The 19,541-nt window shown below is 64.1% G+C and carries 18 protein-coding genes; 6 read left to right on the plus strand and 12 right to left on the minus strand.

Annotated elements, in window-relative coordinates:
* Positions 1-18 precede the first annotated feature (18 nt).
* The 5 genes from GXP34_13760 to GXP34_13780 are packed head-to-tail and all read right to left on the minus strand — an operon-like array spanning position 19 to position 5,288.
* Positions 19-1,032 (minus strand): hypothetical protein, encoded by a 1,014-nt coding sequence (locus GXP34_13760; GenBank protein ID NOY57033.1) that lies wholly within the window; start codon positions 1,030-1,032, stop codon positions 19-21.
* A 4-nt stretch (positions 1,033-1,036) separates the two neighbouring features.
* Complete coding sequence (locus GXP34_13765) at positions 1,037-1,645, minus strand: urea carboxylase-associated family protein (protein ID NOY57034.1); 609 nt, start codon at positions 1,643-1,645, stop codon at positions 1,037-1,039.
* Between the two features lie 25 nt (positions 1,646-1,670).
* Entirely contained in the window at positions 1,671-2,864 is a 1,194-nt protein-coding gene (locus GXP34_13770) for an amidohydrolase family protein (protein NOY57035.1), read from the minus strand.
* Positions 2,865-2,921: 57 nt separating this feature from the next.
* Entirely contained in the window at positions 2,922-3,674 is a 753-nt protein-coding gene (locus GXP34_13775; protein NOY57036.1) for an isochorismatase family protein, read from the minus strand.
* A gap of 3 nt (positions 3,675-3,677) precedes the next feature.
* Positions 3,678-5,288 (minus strand): amidohydrolase family protein, encoded by a 1,611-nt coding sequence (locus GXP34_13780; GenBank protein NOY57037.1) that lies wholly within the window; start codon positions 5,286-5,288, stop codon positions 3,678-3,680.
* A 155-nt stretch (positions 5,289-5,443) separates the two neighbouring features.
* Here GXP34_13780 and GXP34_13785 point away from each other — a divergent pair, with 155 nt between their 5' ends.
* Positions 5,444-6,016: an amino acid synthesis family protein gene (locus tag GXP34_13785; GenBank protein ID NOY57038.1), complete on the plus strand. Its 573-nt coding sequence runs from the start codon at positions 5,444-5,446 to the stop codon at positions 6,014-6,016.
* A gap of 62 nt (positions 6,017-6,078) precedes the next feature.
* On the plus strand, positions 6,079-7,551 hold the full coding sequence (gene mmsA, locus GXP34_13790) for a CoA-acylating methylmalonate-semialdehyde dehydrogenase (GenBank protein NOY57039.1): 1,473 nt from the start codon (positions 6,079-6,081) through the stop codon (positions 7,549-7,551).
* Between the two features lie 260 nt (positions 7,552-7,811).
* Here mmsA and GXP34_13795 read toward each other — a convergent pair whose 3' ends face one another.
* The 5 genes from GXP34_13795 to GXP34_13815 all read right to left on the minus strand — a co-directional run bounded on the left by GXP34_13795 (position 7,812) and on the right by GXP34_13815 (position 12,455).
* Positions 7,812-8,651, minus strand: a complete 840-nt coding sequence (locus GXP34_13795; GenBank protein ID NOY57040.1) for a PhzF family phenazine biosynthesis protein — start codon at positions 8,649-8,651, stop codon at positions 7,812-7,814.
* 232 nt (positions 8,652-8,883) lie between these two features.
* Complete coding sequence (locus tag GXP34_13800; GenBank protein NOY57041.1) at positions 8,884-10,500, minus strand: benzoate-CoA ligase family protein; 1,617 nt, start codon at positions 10,498-10,500, stop codon at positions 8,884-8,886.
* Between the two features lie 113 nt (positions 10,501-10,613).
* A complete protein-coding gene (locus tag GXP34_13805) occupies positions 10,614-11,009 on the minus strand; it encodes an acyl-CoA thioesterase (GenBank protein NOY57042.1) in 396 nt (131 codons plus the stop codon).
* The gene (locus tag GXP34_13810) at positions 11,006-11,800 is read right to left on the minus strand and encodes an alpha/beta hydrolase (GenBank protein NOY57043.1); all 795 of its coding nucleotides are present in this window, start codon (positions 11,798-11,800) and stop codon (positions 11,006-11,008) included. Before GXP34_13810 ends, GXP34_13805 begins: the two co-directional genes overlap by 4 nt.
* 79 nt (positions 11,801-11,879) lie before the next feature.
* The gene (locus GXP34_13815; protein ID NOY57044.1) at positions 11,880-12,455 is read right to left on the minus strand and encodes a hypothetical protein; all 576 of its coding nucleotides are present in this window, start codon (positions 12,453-12,455) and stop codon (positions 11,880-11,882) included.
* Positions 12,456-12,473: 18 nt separating this feature from the next.
* Here GXP34_13815 and GXP34_13820 point away from each other — a divergent pair, with 18 nt between their 5' ends.
* From GXP34_13820 to GXP34_13835, 4 genes are all read left to right on the plus strand, one after another.
* A complete protein-coding gene (locus GXP34_13820) occupies positions 12,474-12,761 on the plus strand; it encodes an IS110 family transposase (protein ID NOY57045.1) in 288 nt (95 codons plus the stop codon).
* Between the two features lie 649 nt (positions 12,762-13,410).
* The gene (locus GXP34_13825; protein ID NOY57046.1) at positions 13,411-14,703 is read left to right on the plus strand and encodes a carbohydrate ABC transporter substrate-binding protein; all 1,293 of its coding nucleotides are present in this window, start codon (positions 13,411-13,413) and stop codon (positions 14,701-14,703) included.
* Between the two features lie 53 nt (positions 14,704-14,756).
* On the plus strand, positions 14,757-15,902 hold the full coding sequence (locus GXP34_13830) for a sugar ABC transporter permease (protein ID NOY57047.1): 1,146 nt from the start codon (positions 14,757-14,759) through the stop codon (positions 15,900-15,902).
* The gene (locus tag GXP34_13835; GenBank protein ID NOY57048.1) at positions 15,899-16,774 is read left to right on the plus strand and encodes a carbohydrate ABC transporter permease; all 876 of its coding nucleotides are present in this window, start codon (positions 15,899-15,901) and stop codon (positions 16,772-16,774) included. Before GXP34_13830 ends, GXP34_13835 begins: the two co-directional genes overlap by 4 nt.
* A gap of 171 nt (positions 16,775-16,945) precedes the next feature.
* Here the strand turns inward: GXP34_13835 and GXP34_13840 are convergent, their stop codons facing one another.
* Positions 16,946-17,905, minus strand: coding sequence for an endolytic transglycosylase MltG (locus tag GXP34_13840; protein ID NOY57049.1), 960 nt, complete (start codon positions 17,903-17,905; stop codon positions 16,946-16,948).
* Between the two features lie 983 nt (positions 17,906-18,888).
* Entirely contained in the window at positions 18,889-19,389 is a 501-nt protein-coding gene (locus GXP34_13845; protein NOY57050.1) for a hypothetical protein, read from the minus strand.
* Between the last annotated feature and the right edge of the window lie 152 nt (positions 19,390-19,541).

A 19,541-nucleotide genomic window follows, 5' to 3' on the forward strand; every position in this document is an offset into this window, starting at 1 on the left:
GCGGGTGGGTCACAGCCGTCACCTCCCTTCCAACCAGGCCGTCAAGTGGTCGAGTGCCTCCGGTAACCCGAGCGGGGTGTCGTTGCCATCGCCCCGGGCGTACACGGCGCGGACCGCACCCGGTGTCGCCGACCTGCCCTCGCGGGCCAGCCGCTTCGCGAGCGCCGCCTTCGCCTGGCCGAGTTGCTCCACCGTCGGCATGATCGTGACGACACCCGGCAACTGATCGAGCACGCCACGCAGCGCGATCGGGCCCTCCGGGCCCTTCCGGGTCATGGGAAGTCCCTCGGCCTTCCTCAGCGCCGCATCGGCCAGAAACGAGCGGTGGGTGAGCCCGGGTGATACCCAGGCGCCGATGCCTGCGTAGCGGTGCCTCACCCGTCGCAACGTGGCGGCGATGATGTCGACGAGTCGGTTGTGCATCTCCACGTACGCAGCCCGCTCGTTGGGGCCCCATCGCCACTTCCCGTTACCGAGGTCGATGGCGGTGCAGTCGTCCCGCTCCGGCGACACCGAGGTGCCCCGCGCTTCGAACAAACCGGGGTCGTCGTAGCTGGTCGCCGGACTCTGCTCACCGCGCCACTCGTAGATGTACGGATAGGGCACCATCGCCATGGGCTCGGACATGACGATCCGGTCCAGTGCCACGTCCCCTTTGCGCAGCGGTCCGACGTGCAGCAGCGCAGGATCCTCGTCCGGGTCGAGCACGGCGCGCAATGGAGCCGGCACCGCCAAGTCGCCCTCCGGCTCCCACCCCGCAGCAAGCAGCGCCCCGTTGATGGCCCGGTGCTCTCGGCTCGTGCTGTACGGCTTGTACTTGGTGCACGGCATGATGAGCGCCAACCGCCGGCCGCCTGCCTGTGGCGGCTCCCACTCGTGCATGAGGAATCGAACCCACGCCTTCACCCTCGGGTGCTCGAGCGCATCCAGATTCGCCTGGGGAGAGTAGATGCACAGGGTCGGATCCAGCTCGAACGGAGCGCGGATCTTCCGCCGTGAATCGGCGAGACGATCGGCCGGCAGGAGACTCATCGGCTCAGCCCTCGTCGATGACGCGCAGCAGCATCGGCGTCGGGTTGAAATTGTTGCAGGGGGTGAGATCCTGGGGACATGCCGAGAGGAGTACCACGAGGTCTTCGTGGGCCTTCAGCGTGATCGTCGCGCCCGCGCCGTGGGCGGCAGGGTCGGTGACGACCGAGCCGTCCGGTTCGACGCGGTTGTGCATGAACACGTTCCAGGCGGTCTCGCCGTGCAGCTCGTACTCCTCCCCGAGGAGGTCCCTGGCCTGCTCCAGGTTGCCGAGGCAATGCGCGTGATCGGGGAGACCGTAGTCGTTCAGGTACCGCTCACGATCGCAGCACGGCACGATGATGTCGTGCTTCTCGACGTCGTCCCGCACGATGGTGAACACCGGGTTGCGATGATTGGAGAAGACCTGGGACCCGGTCTTCAGCACCACCGACTGATTGCAGGACACGGTGTGCGTCGGCGACATGTACTCCGAAGGGTCGTTGCGGAACCAGGCGACGATGTCGCCCACCTGGTGGCCGACAACGTCGACGATGTCGAGCAACTGGCCCTTCTTGACATAGACGCCCCGTCCCTCGCGTGAGGGGACGAGGACCTCCTCGACTGTCGTACTCATCGCTGCTCCTCTCGTTGGATCTCATTCACACATGGCCTGAACCGGGCGGCTCGGGAATCTCGGGAGTGACCGTGACCGCCCGGGAAGCGGCCGGCGTGTTGCGACTCCGCAGCGCCCGGACGACACCGTCGATGATGACCGCGCCGATGCCCGGAATGTCGCCTCGTGTCAACGCGCCGCGCGCATCATCGGCCAGCGCTCCCCACGGCGCATCGCACACCACGAGGTCGGCCGGCCGACCGACCTCGACCTTGCCCGACTCCAGGTCATAGACATCGGTGATGTTCCCCGATGCCCACGCCCACGCCATTTCGGGCTCCACGCCGGCCAGCGAGCACAGCTCGGCCATCGTCTTGAGGATCGCCAGGGGAATCACCCCGGTGCCGGTCGGCGTATCCGAGCCGAGGATGACCCGATGCTCCACACCGGCCTCTCGGACGGCCTCGGTGATGTGGATGGCACTGCGAAGATTGCCGGCCTGGACCAATTGGAGAACGAGATCGGTCTCGTTGATGAGGGTGAGCAAGCCGTCGTCATCGAGTGACGTCGGCCCACCGTTGATGTGCCCGCACACGTCGGGCCGGAGCAACAGCAGATGGTCGACGGTGATCGGTTTCGACCCGGGGATCGACGCCCCACCGGAATGACACATCACCTTGATGCCGGCCGCCTGTGCGGCCTTGATCTGAGGCAGCCCGTCTGCGGGGTCCTGGTAGTTCCCGAACCCGAACTTGGCCAGCCACACGCCCTGAGATGCGATCTCGAGGAAATCCTCGTCGGTGAGCACCGGTTCGATGACCACCGCTCCACCGTGCACCTTCATGCCGTTCGGCCGATACGTATCCCACCAGTGCGCTGCCGCCACGGCCAGCGCCTTGACACCGATGCGGTCTCGCGGCCGCCCCGGCGTGTGGATCTCACCGGGCGAGATGGCCTGGCAGATCCCCCCGTGGACATACGACGACAGGAACCCGATCGTGTTCTGACGCGGCGTGAAATCGCCCATCACCACATGACAATGCGAGTCGATGAGGCCGGGACCCACGGTGGCGCCGTGGACGTCGATCACCCGCTCGGCATCCCCCGCGGCGATACCACCGACGGTCGCGATCCGCCCGTCTTCGATGAGCAGCGACTCTGCCTCGGCGACGGGCGCGGTGAGATCACCGGTGAGCAATGTCCCGATGTTGATGACGGCTGTGGTCTTCGGCTCGGACATGTCGCCTCCTCTCTCCGTGATGGCGCCTCGGCGCGGTCGCGCCGAGCTGTCGCCCTGCTAGCCCTCCTGTCGTGCCGCCTTCGCCGCCGGCGGGTACGTTTCGTCGAACAACCCCTCTTCGAGACCCTCGAGGTACTCGAGCACATCGGCAACGTCGGTCACGTCCACGTACTTCATGTGGAGGTCGAACAGAGCGATCTTGTGAGACACCTCACCCCGGTCGAACGCGGCCTCGTGTGGGATGGTCACCCGCAGGTCGTAGGAGAGGGCGTCGACTGCCGTCGCCCGCACACACCCGCTCGTGGTGCTCCCGGTGAGGATGAGCGAGTCGGCGCCCATCTGATTGAGATGACTCATCAGCGTCGTACCGAAAAACGCGGACGGCTTGCGCTTCTCGATGAACAGATCATCCGGCAGGGGGGCAACCTCGGCAACGATGTCGTTGCCCTTGTGACCCATGACATCGACCTCGTCCTCGGCTCGGTAACTCTTCAGCGTCCACACGCCGAGGTCGAATCCATCCTCGCGCCGCGGGTTCGTCGTATAGATCACCGGGAGTCGCTTACGACGTGCCACCTCGAGAATCGACCGGATCGCCGGAATGCCCCGAGACCAGGCGACACCGCCGCACGAGTACCGCCACCGCTTGATCGAATCGAGGATCGGTTCTTCACGATCACCGCAGAAGTTGTAGTTCACGTCGATCACCATTACCGCCGGCCGCTTGCCGTAGCCGGCGCGCCTGCCCCAGCCGGCAGCCTCGAACACGACCCGGTCGGTGTCGGTGATCACGTCGTCCCAGATCGCCATGGGTCAGCCTCCGATGGGCCCGGTGTACTTGGTGGTCTCAGGGCTGAAGCCGGGCTTGACAAAGGCGTCGTTCAACCAGCGATCCGTGGGGGCCAAGCGCACCGGACTCGTGAGCTGGGCCGGCGGGCCGGCATCGCGCAGAGTGCGGGGCAGGTACTGCCCGCGAGGATCACCCACCGGCCGCATGCCCGGTGAGTCGTCAGCCCACTCCGCCGTCACCTTGCCGCGCATGATCGTCTTGATGGGCCATCCGGTGAAGGTGTGACCCTCCATGAGGGACCAGCCGGCCCTCGTGTTGATGTGCTTCTTGTTGACCTCGACTTCACGCCCGAGGTCGACGATCACGATGTCGGCGTCGAAGCCGGGCATGAGTGAGCCCTTCTTGCCCCACAGGCCGGACGTCTTGGCCGGGTTCTCGCACGACACTTGAACGACGCGCTCCAGAGAGCAGCGGTGCTTGTTCACGCCTTCGGACAGCATCACCGGCAAGAACAGCTCCACACGGCTGAAGCCGGTGCGCAGCTTCCAGATATTCTCGTTGTACATCTCCTCGCGCGACGCCGGCTCCCAGCCGACCACGTGGTCGGACCCCACCACGTCGACGATGCCTCCGGCGAGAGCCTCCCACAGCGCCTCGATGTTGTCACGGCGGCGCAGTGGCACGTTGATCCGCCAACCGTACTCCGGCTCCGCCCACAGCCAGGCCGGGCCGGTCTGCGCGTACAGCTCCAGGCCCTCGGCACGGGCCTTGAGGACCTCCTCGAAGCTGAGACGGGTGGTGCAGTGCTGCAGGTAGAGCGGCACGTTGCCGGGAGTCTGTGCCGCCAGATACGCGTACGCCCTGACGTGCTGTGCCTCGAGGAAGTCGGGGGAGCGATCGGTCCACGCGCCAAAGTCGGTACGGCCGGCCTCGAGAAGACGGTCCTCGAAGATGCGGCCGATCTCCCAGTTCTCCGGATGAATGTGGACGATCCCCGGATAACCGAGATGCCCGACCTCCTCCATCACGCGATAGACGGTGCCGTCGTCGATACCGGTGCCGAGGCCCGCCCTGCGGCTCGGCCAGTTGGTGTCGACGTCGTCGGCCGTTCCCTTCATGCCGCGGGTCTGCAGGTACAGCTTGAACGAAGTGACGCCGTGCTCCTCAACGTATTGGGGAATCTCATCGGCGTGCTGGTCTGTCTCGAGCATGTAGGTGAAATACGCGTCGACATGGCTGACCGTCTCGACGACCTCCTTGCCGGCGGGAAACGACTCGTTGAACGAGACGACGTCCGCTCTGGCGACGACCTCCTTGAAGGGCTTGGTGCCGAGCCGAGTGACGGGCGCCTGGATGCCCCACGTGGTGACCCCGGCGCAGGCCGCGGCACGTGACTCACTGGTCATGTCGTAGTCGAACGGCACATAGCAGCCCGGGTGGGCCTCGGAGTCGACGATGCCCGGGAGGATATAGTGTCCCCTGGCGTCGATGGTCTCCTTGGCGTCCGGGAGCAACTCGTCGGGAGCCAACAGAGCGACTTTGCCGTCCTTGATACCGACTCCGACACGATACCGGCCGTCACCGAGGACGACGGTCCCGTTTACGACCTTTGCGTCGAGAGGCTCGCCCACCATGAAGTCCTCCTCTCCTGGCCCGACACGCCGTCAGGCACTAGGGTTGTCTCTTACAGAGAGACAGCCTACCATCGGTGCCGGTGCGGCGACAACCGGAACTCGGCCGGGCCCCACCGCACCGCAGGCGGGCACACGCACACGAGAGGACCCAATCGATGCCGAGCATCCGCAAAATCGTCACCTTCATAGAGGACGGCCTCACCGAGGCGGGCATTCCGGTAGACCCGCCGTACCGCAAGGTTGCCGTTGCCGCCGTCATCGAGAACCCCTACGCCGGAAAGTTCTCCGAGGATCTCGGAGAGATCATCGATTTCAGCGTCGGCCTCGGTGATCTGCTCGCCGGCCGGCTCGTCACTGCAATGGGCGACCAGGTCAACGGGTACGGCAAGGCCAGCATCGTCGGTGTGAACGGCGAGATCGAACACGGCCACGCCTTCTTGACGACCCCCATGGCCGATCGCTTCCGGGAGGCCGTCGGCGGCGGCAAGGCCTGGATCTCTTCGACCGGCAAGCGGGGCGCCCCAGGCACGACGATCGACGTGCCCCTCGCCCACAAGGATGCTCTCAAGGTCCGGTCGTTCTACGACACGATGACCGTGACCATCCACGACGCCCCCGAGCCCGACGAGGTCGTCGTCATCATCGCTGGCGTGAACCGGGGCCGCCCCAACTTCCGTCTTGGGGGCCTGCTACTCGAAGACGTCATCGGCGAGGACGGCCTCCAGTAACGAGACGAGTTTCCAAAACGCACACACCACCCGCCACCCCGGGAAGAAGGAGGACAGACAAGATGACGCTGCTACCCGAACCACAGGCGGAGTACGGCACGCTCAAGAACTACGTCGGCGGAGAGTGGAAGGAGTCGACGGGCTCTCTTCGGAACGTGGTCAACCCCGCAACGGGAAAGGTCATCGCCCGCGTGCCGGACTCGACCCCGCAGGAGGTCGCCGAGGCCGTGGCAGTCGCCAAGGAAGCGTTCCAGGAGTGGAAGCAAACCTCGGTGGTCAAGCGAACCCGCCCGTTCTTCCAACTCAAGTGCCTACTCGAGGAGCACAAGGAGGACCTGGCGCGCTCGCTGGTCCAGGAAATGGGCAAGACCATCAAGGACGCCCGTGCCGAGATGCTGCGGGCCGTCGAAGAGATCGAGGCCGCCTGTGCGATCCCGACCACCACCAGGGGCTACCAGCAGGAGAACATCGGCCCCAACCTGGACCTCAAGGTCACCTACATCCCTCGCGGCGTGTTCTTCATGGTCCCGTCGTTCAACTTCCCGGCGATGGTTCCCCTCGAGTACCTGCCGTACGCCGTGGCAGCCGGCTGCACCTACATCAACAAGCCGTCGTCGCGGGTACCGATCACGCAGGTACGCATCTTCGAACTGATCGACCGGTGCGGTTTCCCACCGGGCGTGATCAACCTGGTCCATGGAGGAGCCAACGTCGTGAACGCCCTCATGGAGCACCCCGATACCGAAGGTTTCTCCTTCGTCGGATCCACCCGCGTCGGCGCGGCCCTGTACGCCAAAGCCGCATCGTTGGGGAAACGGGGGCAGGCGGCAACCGAGGCCAAGAACCACTTCGTGGTCATGCCCGACGCCGATCTCGACACCGTCGTGAACGCCGCGCTCGCCTCGTTCTTCGGAGCGGGAGGACAGCGCTGTCTTGCCGGATCGGTGCTCGTGCCGGTCGGTGAGATCTACGAGCCTCTGCGCGACCGATTCGTGGAGGCGGCGTCACGGTGGAAGCTGGGGTACGGACTCGATGAGAGCGTGGACCTGGGTCCCGTCGTCACGCATCGCGATCGCGACCGGATCAACGGCATGATCGACACTGCCGTGGCCGAAGGCGCCATCCCCCTGCTCGATGGACGCAATCCCGACGTTCCGGACTGGAAGAACGGCGCGTTCGTGGGTCCGACGATTCTCGACGGTGTCACTCCCGACATGAAGATCGCTCAAGATGAGGTGTTCGGCCCGGTCGCGGCCATCAGCCCCGTCGACAGCCTCGACGAGGCGATCGCGCTGATCGAGCGAAGCCGCTACGGACACTCGGCCATGCTCTTCACCAAGAGCGGTTCGGCGGCTCGGTCGTTCGAGTCACGGGTACCCGTCGGCAACATCGGCATCAACGTCGGCGTGCCGGCGACCCAGGCGTGGGCGACGCTCGGCGGCCTCAAGGAGTCCGGGTACGGAGCCGTGCACGGTCGGGGCGAGTCGTACCTGTTCTTCACCGACCGCAAGATCGTCGCCCAACGCTGGGCCTGACCCTGCCCGGCGGCCGGAGACCGGTGGCCTGCTCCCGACTTCGCATGGGGTAGGTCCGGGACCGGTTCGCGGCGGGTCGCCTCGCGAGAGTGTCGGATCACGAGATCCAGTCGACTTCGGTACCGTCATCGTCGCGCTTCGCTCGTGCGGAATCCCGACACATCACGTTCCCCACCCGAGTCGATGACCTCGCCGAATACGCCCGCCCGCAGCCGAGTTCACGGATGCCTCGACGCCACGGGAGACAGATGGTGTGAACCTCAGTGGATCGTGCCCAAAACGACCGTGACGGTGGACCCTCCAACCCAGATCTGGGAGTCGTCACTCGTGATGTGGATGCGACCCGCCCTGCCCATGGCAGCTCCTTGTGCCGCGATGTACGAAGCTGGAGCCCGACCGCTTCCGATCAGCCACTGGGCAAGGGATGCGTTGAGGCTACCGGTCACAGGATCTTCGAGCAGCCGGCCCTTGTCGTCGGTGAAGAAGGCTCTGACCTCGAAGTCGGCGTGGCTGCCGGTCGGATGTGGCGCGACCACGCCAATGTCCAAACCCCCGACCCCGCCATGGCGTCCGATGTCAGGTGTGAGTGAGAGCACCGCGTCGCGGTCCTCGAGCATGATCCCAACCCAGCCGGGACCGTTATCCACCCACTGCGATGCAAGGATCTCACTCCTACCGATCCCGAGCACCGCGGCGACCTCATCCACGAAGGCATCATCCACCGGTCCGCTGCGGATGAGAGGAGGTGCTTCGAACGACAGGCGCTCGCCTCTCTTCAACGGGACCAGTCCGAGTCCGCACTCTTGCACGATGATGTCGCCTTTCGGTGTGCCACCCGCGCCGAGCCACGCGTGGCAGGTGCCGAGCGTCGGGTGTCCGGCGAAGGGGAGCTCACCCCTGAGCGTGAAGATCCGCACCCGATAGTCGGCTGCTTCGCTCGTCGGTGGGAGCAGGAACGTCGTCTCGGACAAGTTCAACCACCGTGTGATTGCCACCATCTCGTCTGATGTCAACCCCTCGGCGTCATGCACGACAGCGAGCGGATTGCCCGAGACCGCGCCGGAACCGAACACGTCGATCATCTCAAAAGGGCGGCTCATCGGCCGGATGCTACAACAGGCGATTCCTCCGGCCGACCTCCGCGGAGTCGGACACGAGGTTGTGGCGGAAGCGCGCCGGCATCAGGCGGGTTCGAGCAAGAGCGAGCGCAACACGGGAGGTGTCCACGGTGATCCAACGCCGACTCCACTTCTCGGCGACGCCGCTTCCCTCCATCCTGCACGTGACATCCCCCGATACGCGCGCTGCAGTCCGAACTGGACGGTCTCGGGGCTAACGAAGCTTGAACCGCTGGATCTTGCCGGTCGCGGTCTTCGGTAGGTCGACGACGAACTCGATCCAGCGGGGGTACTTGTAGGGTGCGAGGCCCTCCCGGCACAGGGCTCGCAGCTCCACCGCCAATTCCTCGCCGGCGGCGGCGGGGTCGATGAGAACGACAGATGCGGCCGGTTTCACCAGGCCGGCGTCGTCCCGGCGGCCCACGACGGCCGCCTCGAGAACGAGGGGATGCTCCATGAGCTTCGCCTCGATCTCGAAGGGTGAGACCCAGATCCCGCCTACCTTCAGCATGTCGTCGCTACGGCCCTGGTAGTAGAAGTAGCCGTCCTCGTCGCACAGGTAGGTGTCACCGGTATCGAGCCAGTCGCCGCCGGACATCGTCGCCGCGGTCTTCTCCGGGTCGTTCCAGTATGCCCGGGCGGCGGAATGGCCGCGATCGAGGAGACGCCCTGCCGTACCGGCCGGTACGTCGTTGCCGTCGTCATCGACGATCCGGGCCGTGTAGCTCGGGACGGACTTGCCGGTCGAGCCGGGCCGGATGTCTCCGGGCCGGTTGGAGATGAAGATGTGCAGGAGCTCCGTCGACCCGATGCCGTCGAGGATGTCGAGCCCGGTGCGCTCCTTCCACCTCCGGAGGATGTCCGGTGGAAGCGCCTCACCCGCAGAGATGCAGCACCGTACCGACGAGGTATCGGGCTCCAGGGTGTCATAAGCGGCAAGCTGCGCCGCGTACAGGGTCGGAACCCCGAAGTAGAGCGTGGGCCGGAACCGGCCGATCACATCGAATGTCGACTCGGCGGTTGGGCGGCCATCGAAGAGGACGGCGGTGCCTCCCACCCACAGGGGGAAGGTCATGGCGTTGCCCAGGCCGTAGGCGAAGAACAGCTTCGCGGCAGAGAAGAACACGTCGTCCTCCCGGGCGCCGAGGATCTCCACGCCATAGTGCTGCGACGTGACCACCATGTCCCGATGGCGGTGAATCGCACCCTTCGGGTTACCGGTCGACCCCGAGGAGTACAGCCAGAAGCAGTCGTCGAGGGGAGACGCGGCGACAGGCTCGAGATCGGGGGAAGCCGCCTCCAGGAGAGATCGCAGCGTCGTGCCCTCCCCTTCGGTGCGGATACGGTGGGCAGGGCCGGGAGTGACGGCGTCGAGGGCCGGAACCACCGCCTCGTCGTACTCGGGAGACCAGATGACCGCAGCCGCCTGCGAGTCGGCGATGACGAACTCGTAGCCCTTGGCCCGCAGCAACGTATTGAACGGGACGGGGACGAGCCCGGCTTTGATTGCGCCCCAAAAGACATAGAAGAAGGCAGGGTCATCCTTCACCACCATCAGGACGCGATCCCCGCGAGCCAGGCCCAGGCCGAGCAGTGCGTTCCCTGCCCGGTTCACCCGCTCCGCCAGCTCCCCGTAGGTGACCTCGGCCCCGTGGTTCGTCCTGATGGCGGGCTTGTCGGCGCGTCCCTCCTCCAGGTGCCGATCGACGAAGGGCACGGCGACGTTGAACGTCGACGACAGAGTGAGCCCTTCCGGAGCCACGGTTACGGTATGGTCCTGCACGATCGCACCCCCTCCATCTGCCCGGCCCGCACAATTCGCAGATGCCATCGTACCCATCCGGAAGGTCGGCCGTCGGCGTCGAGCGGGAGAGAACCCTCATGGATTCCGCCGGACCGTGCCGAACCATGCAAGGGCGCCACGAAGCATTGCCAGACGGGTTCCTACGACGTGCCCGCCAGCTTGGCACGGATATCTTCCGGCCATGCCGTTGCCTGCCCGGTCTGTCGATCTATGAGTGCAACGACGACCTTGCCGGTTGTCACCTGCTGCCCATCCACGGACAACTCGATGTGGTAGGTCAACGAGCTGTCCCCGACCTCGTCGACTGTCAGTGTGACACAGACGACCTCATCGAAGAGGACCGGGCGCACGAAGTCGAACTCCACGTGGACCCGGGGCAGCGCTCCGAACGTGAACTCGACGATGCCCAGCTCACGGTGGAGGGCGCTCTCGGCGGCCTCCGCGTATCGGATGACCGTGGAGTAGTGCCATATGCCCGCGGCATCCGTGTCAATCCACTCGAGTCGCCGTCGAATGGTCGTCGATGCGCCCATCACGCGCTTCCGCAGACGTCGCGAACGAAGCCGACCGTGGCCTCGAGTGTCGATACCGGCTGGGACAGGTGCGGTGCGTGGCCGCACTCGCTCAGATCCACGCGTTCCACCGGCCCGGCGATCTGCCGCTCGATGGCATCGATCTGGGCCATCGTCCCATACTCGTCATCCCTGCCCTGTATCAGGAGCACGGGGCACTCGATCCGGTTGAGCAGGTACTCGATGTTCCAACTGGCGAAGCGTCGGTCGAGCCAGACGTCATGCCACGCCCGGAACGTGGCGACCGGGTCACAGTGGTACTTCGCCATCTTCCCGGCCAACTCGCCATCGGCGAACCGTTGCCCCAAGGTCGCGATCGTGTCGAGGCCGACCGCCTCGACGAAGACGTGAGGGGCCAGGAGGACCAGCGCCGCGACGGGATGGTGAGCGGCGTATACAAGCGAGATCGACCCGCCGTCGGAATGCCCGATGAGCACCGGGACAGAAACGTCGAGTTGCTCGAGCACCGACGGCAAGACAACGAGCGCCTCGCGGTCGACGAAGTCGATCGGCCGTGGTTCGGTGGCCGGGTCGGACCAGCCATGCCCATACCGACTGTAGACAAGGCCGCGATGATCGGTCGCCCCCACGACATCGTCGGGAAATGTCCGCCACAGCTCGATGCTGCCGAGCCCGTCGTGCAGGAACACGACCGTCGGCCGCAGGCCGGACTCGTTCACGACACGATACTCCAGCCGGCAACCGGCAACGGTCAAGAGCGACGTAGACGACGGTTTCGACACGGCAGACGACATCACATCACCGGTCCGATCGCCGGTTGCGTCCACGGACGTGGCACCTGGGGGTCCGTTGAGGGTGCTTCCTTGTCACGGATCAGTCCTCTTCGATCTTCCACAAGTCCGCCGGGTATCCGTCACGCAGCGCTTCACCGAAACGTTCATGCATCGCCGTGACGTCCTCGATGTCGTTCTCATCCAACTCGTATCCGGTATGCGACTGGACCTGATGCTCGGCTGAGAGGCGGCGAATCGTTCTCCCGTCGACCGTTCCGGTGGCCTGGAGCGATGAGGATGGGTAGAAGACGCCACTCTCGGGAGGACCGTGGTTCCCTCGACCCTGCTCGTCGATCACGATGATGTGGAAGTCGATCCTCTGGCCGGCCTGACTCGCCATGATGAAGTTCCAATCGGTACGATCGTCGGTCTCGACATCCTCGAAGCCAGATCCGGCGAGTGCGTCACGCAGCTCCTGCACGTCTTCCCGTTGGATGACAGTATCGAGATCGGCATGCGGGCGCGTCTGCTCACCAACCGGCACGTCGACGCCCCAGCCCCCATCCAGCCAGACGGCAAGACCGAGCTCATCGAACAGATCAACGTAACGGTGGACAACGTCCGCCGTCATCTCACGGCGTGGCGCTGCGCCTTCATGCTGCTCCAGACCCATCACAACCATTGAAGCGTAGGCATGGATACACGAACGGTGTCGGCGATCGACACCTTCCTGTCACACCCCGGCCGAATCTGCAGCGAAGCCGCGTTCGCGATGCTCGCCCGGGTCACACCGATCCCCGCGTCTTCCGAACTCACCACCAGACACCGGTTGACCAGGCGTGGCGATCGTCATCTCAACTCGGCCCAACACATCGTCGTGATCCAACACCAACGGCACGACACCCGACTCCGCGCCCACTTCGAGAAACGGCACGCCGAGGCCAAAACCGACCGCGAAATCCGACGCTGCCTCAAACGCTAGATCGCCCGCGATCTTTGCCGCACCCTCAAAACGGACTTGACAACCAATAGGAGCGTCCTCTCAGGAAATGGAGCCTCCGCAAAACCCGGACCGGCACACCCATCCAAGGTCTTCCCGGCTCCGCGTGGGAAGCCGCTCCGGTGCCCGTACACGCGCAAGATAGAAGTGAGTTCCCGGCCACAAACTGCCCGTCGACGACCTCGCCAAGATGTCGACTCCCGCATACTCCCCGTTGCCCGATTCGGCGGCGGGCACGAGATCTTCACGATGCCCTTGTCGCATCCTGTTCTCGACTTCCCATCGGTGGCATCACTGTGTTTCACAGGTGTTCCACCCGCACTATCGGCGGTCGTGCCACCGAAAGGAATCGGCGTTGTCGCCAATGTTTCATTGGGATATGACCCATGTTTCGCCCAGAGATGCAAAGAGCAGTCGAGACGGATTCTTGGCCGGCGAACAGGTAGCGCCTTGACGTGATACCGGCGAGCCGGACCGTACCTCTCGACACGCACGGCAGCCGGGAAGCTAGGCTGAATTGTCGTGTTACCGCCGCGGTCGATGAGAACCCGGCGGAACAGCGAGAGATCACATTCAAGCCAGAAGGAGGCAAACAATGGCATTATCCACCCGATGGGTGAGATGGCTCACGATGGGTGCGGTACTGGCCCTGTTGGTAACCGCCTGCAGCAGCGGCAGCAGCACTACCCAGGAGACATCCGCCACCACAGCTACCACGGCAGCCGCACAAACGGTCACCATCGACGTGATGGGGGCGTTTCGAGGCGCCGAGGCCGACGACTTCCAGAAAGTCATCGACGTCTTTCAGAAGCAGAACCCCAACATCAAGGTGAATTACGAGGGTTCGGCCCAGTTCGAGACCGACATCCAGGTACGCGTCAAGGCAGGCAACCCGCCAGACATCGCCGCGTTCCCGCAGCCGGGAGCAGTGGCACAGTTCGCGCAATCGGGTGATCTCGTGGCACTTCCCGGCTCGGTGGTCACCAGTATCAAGTCGAATTACCAGCCTGGATGGCTCGATCTTGGATCGGTCGACGGGACCCCGTACGGTGTGTTCCACCGGGTGAACGTCAAGGGCTTCGTCTGGTACAACAAGCCGGCATTCGATGCCGCCGGCTACACGGCACCCAAGACCTGGGACGAATTCCAGAGCCTCCTCAACAAGATGAAGTCGAGCGGGACATCACCGTTCTGCATCGGAAACGAGTCCGGTGATGCGAGCGGTTGGCCGGGGACCGACTGGGTGGAGACCTACATGCTCCGCATGTACCCGTCCAGTGACTACATCGACTGGTACACCGGCAAGCTGAAGTTCGAGTCGACCCAGGTCGATACGGCCTGGTCCGATGTCGGAAAGATCTGGCTTGACCCGGACATGGCATACGGCGGACCAAAGACGATCGCCACCACCGGCTTCAAGGAGTCGGCCGCCATGCTCTTTGACCCCACACCGAAGTGCTGGCTCGTCATGCAGGGTTCCTTCGTGACCGGGTTCTTCCCGGACAGCGTCCAGAAGAACCTCGACTCCGAGCTCGGTGTCTTCGCATGGCCGAAGATGGGCGACGTTCCATTCACACTCGAAGTGGGTGGCGACCAGTTCGTCATCTTCAAGGGCCACGAGAGCGACGCCGTGACGAAGTTCATGGAGTTCCTTACGACGCCGGCGTCGGCGGAGCCGTGGGCTGCGCTCGGAAACGCGCTGTTCCCCCACAAGGGCCAGAACCTGGACATCTATCCGAACAAGGTGATTCGGACTCTCGCCCAGGACCTGACCACCGCCGAGAGCGTCCAGTTCGACGCGTCGGACCAGATGCCGCCTGCGGTTAACCAGGCCTTCTGGAAAGGCGTGACCGACTGGGTCACAGGTACACCACTCTCGAAAGCCGAGAGCGACATCGATGCGGCATGGTCGAGCGGTAGCTGACCCGATTGGAGGGTGGGCCTCCCCGGAGGTCCACCCTCCAACTTTTCTGGACCATGACTGAACAGAAGCACAAGGACGGCGCCAACAGCCGGATTCAAACCACGAATCGACGCGACACCCTCGTGGGGGTATTGCGGGCTGCCTGGCTGATCGGCGGACCCCTCCTCGTCGTCGCCGCCCTCGTCGGCGGATTCCTGTTCCTCAGAGACAATGCCCTGACCGCCCCCAAGCTCCTCGTCGCTGCGATCGCCATCGTATGGGGTGTGGGAGGCGTCATCGCCCTCTTCGCCCTTGCCGCCACCTACGTCGGGCACCTCCGGCTATCTGCACAGCAGCGTCTGTCTCCGTTCATCTTCGTCGGTCCCGCCGTCCTCGTCCTCGGCCTCTACCTGGTCTATCCGACCGTGGAGACCCTGTATCTATCCTTTTTGGGCCCCAAGTCCCACCAGTTCGTAGGCTTGTCCAACTACATCTTCGCCTTCACCGACGAGTCGATGACCACGTCGTTCAGGAACAATGCTCTCTGGCTCATCTTTGGAACGGGGCTCAGTGTGGGGTTCGGACTACTCATCGCCGTCCTGGCAGAACGTACCGCCCACTGGTTCGAGCTCACGGTCAAGTCGATCATCTTCATGCCAATGGCGATCTCACTCGTCGGCGCCAGCATCATCTGGCTGTTCGTCTACGCCTACCGTCCGCCGGGGAGCCCGCAGATCGGCATTCTCAACGCGGTCCTGACCGGTCTTGGTGGCCAACCTCAGGCGTGGCTGCTCGGTCAACCCTGGAACACGCTGTTCCTGATCGCCATTCTCATCTGGGGCCAGACGGGCTTCGCCATGGTCATCTTCTCGGCCGCGCTCAAAGGCGTCCCGCTTGAACTGGTGGAAGCGGGGCGAATCGACGGCGGCAACGAGTCTCGGATCTTCTTCGCCATCACGCTTCCGTACATCCGGGGCACGGTCGTCATGGTCACCACGACAATCGTGATCTTCACGCTGAAGATCTTCGATATCGTGCTCACCATGACTGGCGGCAACTACGGAACCCAGGTGATCGCCAACGCCTACTACGACCAGCAGTTCAAGTTCTTTCAACCTGGTCGGGCATCTGCCATCGCCATCGTCCTGCTATTGCTGGTGACCCCGGTGATGTGGTACAACCTCCGCAATTTCCGTAGTCAGACGGAGGCGTTTCGGTGAACCCGACCAGCCGTCGACCTCTCGCCAGGGCCGCTGTCTACGGATCCCTCACGCTCATCGCGTTCCTGTGGATCCTGCCGACCGCCGGCTTGCTCGTCACCTCGTTCCGACACCTGACCGACATCAACCAGACAGGGTGGTGGTCCGCCATCCTTCATCCGGGATCGGCACATTTCACGGTCGCGAACTACGCGGCCGTGTTGGGAGCATCGGGCAATGCAGGGCAAATCGATCTGGGGAATGCCCTGCTCAACAGCATTGCCGTCACAATTCCCGCCACGATCATCCCGATCTTCATCGCGGCGCTGGCCGCCTACGGATTCGCCTGGATGCGGTTCCCGGGCCGTCTGATCCTCTTCACGATGGTGGTCGCCCTGCTCGTCATCCCGCTCCAGATCGCCCTGATCCCGATTCTCCGCCTCTATGTCTCGGGTGGTATCGCCGGCACCTACGTCGGCATCTGGTTCGCACACACGGGTTTTGGCCTACCGCTTGCCATCTACCTCATGTACACGTATATCTCGGCGCTTCCCAGGGACATCTTCGAGTCGGCGTTCGTGGATGGAGCGAACCACTTCACCGTGTTCACGCGGCTTGTTCTCCCCCTGGCGGTTCCGGCGCTTGCCTCATTTGCCATCTTCCAGTTCCTCTGGGTCTGGAACGATCTGCTCGTCGCACTCATCTTCCTGGGGTCCGGCCGCAACGTCGAGGTCCTCACCGTGCAGCTCCTCAACATGGTGGGCAGCTACGGTACGGACTGGCAACTTCTCACGGCGGGCGCCTTCATCTCCATGATCTTCCCACTCACCGTGTTCTTCGGCCTCCAGCGGTATTTCGTGCGAGGCCTCCTCACCGGCTCCGTCAAGGGCTGAGACGCTCCCCCTGCCCCTGCTCCACGGGGAGATGTGTACCGGTGGTTCTCTCGATGCACCATTCGTGCCGGACCCCGACTCAGGAAACTCGAATGTCCCCACTGATGAGACCCGGCGAGGCCACCCCTCCCGCCGCCCAAGATCACTTCGGCCCGACCGGCGGGCGCCGGTTCACGGGGTGGGGTGGTCCCTGAGCCAGGCTCGGAGCAGCTTCACATTCGCCTGGTGCTCTTTGTAGGTGACGGCATAGCGGGTCTCGCCCGAGTGCAAGTCGATGGTCACGTAGCCCGGCGGCGGGGCCAGGAAGGCGTCGAGCGACGCATCGTCTGGGGAACAGATCGGCGTGGGCGGCAGACCGTCGTGCCGGTACGAGTTGTACGGCTGGTCGGATGCCCGTTCCTCACTGGTGGTGAAGATCCGGTCCTCGGGCACGGGGTAGAGGATGATTGAATCCATCTGCAAAGGCCCGCCGCCAGCCAGCCGGTTGGTGAGCACGCGCGCCACTCTGGGCTTCTCGTTCTGGTTGTACGTCTCCTTCTCGATCACCGAGGCGGCGGTCAGCACCCGGTGCCACTGATCCCGGGGAACGTTGCGCTCTTCGAGTTGCGCCACCCGGCGATCCACCATCGCCTGCACGATCTCCCCTGCGCTTGCACCGTCGGCCGGTTCGTAGGTGCCGGGCGCCAGCCAGCCCTCCGCGTTGCCGCCGGCCTCGGGCGGCAGCTCCACTTCGGCGATCGCCACCTCCACCTCGGCGGTGTTGAATCCAAAAGCGGTGGCGATATCCGCCGCCAGGTGCTTGGTGAGAGCGCCGCCCGGAGCGACCGTGTCCGGCCCCGCAGTGGGTTTGGGTACTGGGGCGTACCCGCTCGCCGGCGAGGCCGGGGACACTGACGTAGTCGTCGTCGCCGGCGGTGCAGTGGTGGTGGTCGAGGGTGCGAAAGTGGTCGTCGTGGTGGTAGCGGGAGGCAAAGGCGCCGTAGCGGACCTGGGTGCGGGGTCCGGCGGCGAAGCTTCGGTCACGGAGGTCTCCGCCGCGACCAGTTCGTCCGGCACCGCGCCATCGCCGCTCTCGTCTCCCCCGCCGCCGAGCACCAACGCCAGAATCGCCGCCACCGCCAGCACCGCCAAGCCGGCCAAGGTCCATGCCAGAGATCTCGATCTCACAGACACCATCATGCCGCGGCCACGCAGCAAACCTGAAATCAGGTTGATGATGCTCCGCTCGCTGTCGAAGAACCAGGCAAGCTGGTCCCGTCGGGACCGGAGTCAATCGAGTCTTCCGTGGCCACGTCCGAAAGGTCGAGCCCCTCGAACTCGACGCCTTCCACCGCCTTCCCTCATCATTGCGGTACAACCGGAGGGTGGCCGAATCTCCGGTTGGTCCAAGCGAATGCAGAAGGGGTGGAGCCCCCGTCCCTCAATATGGGATCGGTTGCGGAACGGCGCTACAAGAGCTTTCAGAGTCGCGTTGTGGTCGTGGGCTCCAAGAGCGTGCCCAGATATCAGGTCAGTGAAGGCGCAGAAACCCCCGTCTACCAGGGGTTGCGCGTGGTGGGCAATACTGGGATCGAATCGGTGACATCTGCCGTGTGAAGGTTTCTGGAGGCCTTGGTGCGTCTGCGCAGAATCGGGGTGATAGGACGAGAAGCCTTGTGCACTATGGGTTTCCGGCTCTCATCGTTTCGCGTCTCTTCTCGGTGTTTCTCAGCATCATGTGGACGCGATGTGGTCGCGAGAACCGACCCCGAATCGGATGTGTCGTGGAACACTGCCTCGATGCGCACGGTGTATCTAATCTGGACGACAGGGCGCGGTCGGTCCCATCAGTCGCTCTTCACCCGCTGATCCGTACTCATTAGCACGGCTCCTCGCAATCTTGAGGACACGGCTGAAATCCATGCGGCACATCAATTCTCGCCGCTCACCGGTTTGCACCGGTTCCCGTCGTTTCTCAACCTCTCGCGGCCCAGGCCCAGTGTGTTCCACCGCCGGGTTTCGGCGACATCTTCCTGCTGTAGAAACCTGTGCGTCCTCGGCAGGCCGCGATGAGTGTCTGATTGATGATGCAGGCGGTGTCGCGGGACGTTCCGGTTTCATACCGATGCGCGACCTCAGCCTGATGGAACCGACCATGGAATGGCGGTTTCGTCCCCGCCAGGAACGATGACCTGCAAGACACGCCACCTGCCGCTAGGTGATTGCGCCAAGCGGAACCGGACTTCTCCATCGATCCCTGCAACGACGGAGGAAACCTCGATGTCGTCCCCCACCTGTGTCTCATCGCCTGGGGTGACATCACCGCTCAGATCGATGAGATACGCATCGTTGCGATCGGCAATCATCATGACCTCGCTAAAGAGGTACCACCGGTCGGTGGTCTCGAGGTTGTCGAACGACAAGACTGAAGCTATCTCGGAACCCATGTCCGGCACGGCGTCAGTGTCAATGACGTTGCGCCACTGCAACAGGTCGAATGAGGCCCCAAGAATCTCCTGGGTTCTCATGTCGAACGTGAGCCATACCGTCATGAAGTCATTCCGTGCAAACGCATCGGCGAACGTCTCGACCGCCGCAGACGGAGACTCCAAATCAAGAGACTCGTAGAAGTTCACAGCGCCATCAGAATCGGACGACTCCGCAGTACATCCAGCCCCAATGAGACCCAGGACTACCACCAGCGCTACCGCTCCGACACTCGAACGAGAACGCGGTCTGGTCATCTGGCCGTCGCCTGTGTCAAACACCGAGGGATCACACTTCCAAG

The organism is Actinomycetota bacterium, from assembly GCA_013152275.1.
GTDB lineage: Bacteria > Actinomycetota > Acidimicrobiia > Spongiisociales > UBA4744 > BMS3Bbin01.

What these genes read in the sequence shown, in the direction of transcription:
- GXP34_13780 (NOY57037.1), bottom strand. Translation starts at nt 5,288, where the DNA reads ATGGTGGGCGAGCCTCTCGACGCAAAGGTCGTAAACGGGACCGTCGTC.
- GXP34_13795 (NOY57040.1), bottom strand. Translation starts at nt 8,651, where the DNA reads ATGAGCCGCCCTTTTGAGATGATCGACGTGTTCGGTTCCGGCGCGGTC.
- GXP34_13765 (NOY57034.1), bottom strand. Translation starts at nt 1,645, where the DNA reads ATGAGTACGACAGTCGAGGAGGTCCTCGTCCCCTCACGCGAGGGACGG.
- GXP34_13830 (NOY57047.1), top strand. Translation starts at nt 14,757, where the DNA reads ATGACTGAACAGAAGCACAAGGACGGCGCCAACAGCCGGATTCAAACC.
- GXP34_13810 (NOY57043.1), bottom strand. Translation starts at nt 11,800, where the DNA reads ATGTCGTCTGCCGTGTCGAAACCGTCGTCTACGTCGCTCTTGACCGTT.
- GXP34_13770 (NOY57035.1), bottom strand. Translation starts at nt 2,864, where the DNA reads ATGTCCGAGCCGAAGACCACAGCCGTCATCAACATCGGGACATTGCTC.
- GXP34_13820 (NOY57045.1), top strand. Translation starts at nt 12,474, where the DNA reads ATGGATACACGAACGGTGTCGGCGATCGACACCTTCCTGTCACACCCC.
- GXP34_13785 (NOY57038.1), top strand. Translation starts at nt 5,444, where the DNA reads ATGCCGAGCATCCGCAAAATCGTCACCTTCATAGAGGACGGCCTCACC.
- GXP34_13760 (NOY57033.1), bottom strand. Translation starts at nt 1,032, where the DNA reads ATGAGTCTCCTGCCGGCCGATCGTCTCGCCGATTCACGGCGGAAGATC.
- GXP34_13800 (NOY57041.1), bottom strand. Translation starts at nt 10,500, where the DNA reads ATGGCATCTGCGAATTGTGCGGGCCGGGCAGATGGAGGGGGTGCGATC.
- GXP34_13775 (NOY57036.1), bottom strand. Translation starts at nt 3,674, where the DNA reads ATGGCGATCTGGGACGACGTGATCACCGACACCGACCGGGTCGTGTTC.
- mmsA (NOY57039.1), top strand. Translation starts at nt 6,079, where the DNA reads ATGACGCTGCTACCCGAACCACAGGCGGAGTACGGCACGCTCAAGAAC.
- GXP34_13825 (NOY57046.1), top strand. Translation starts at nt 13,411, where the DNA reads ATGGGTGCGGTACTGGCCCTGTTGGTAACCGCCTGCAGCAGCGGCAGC.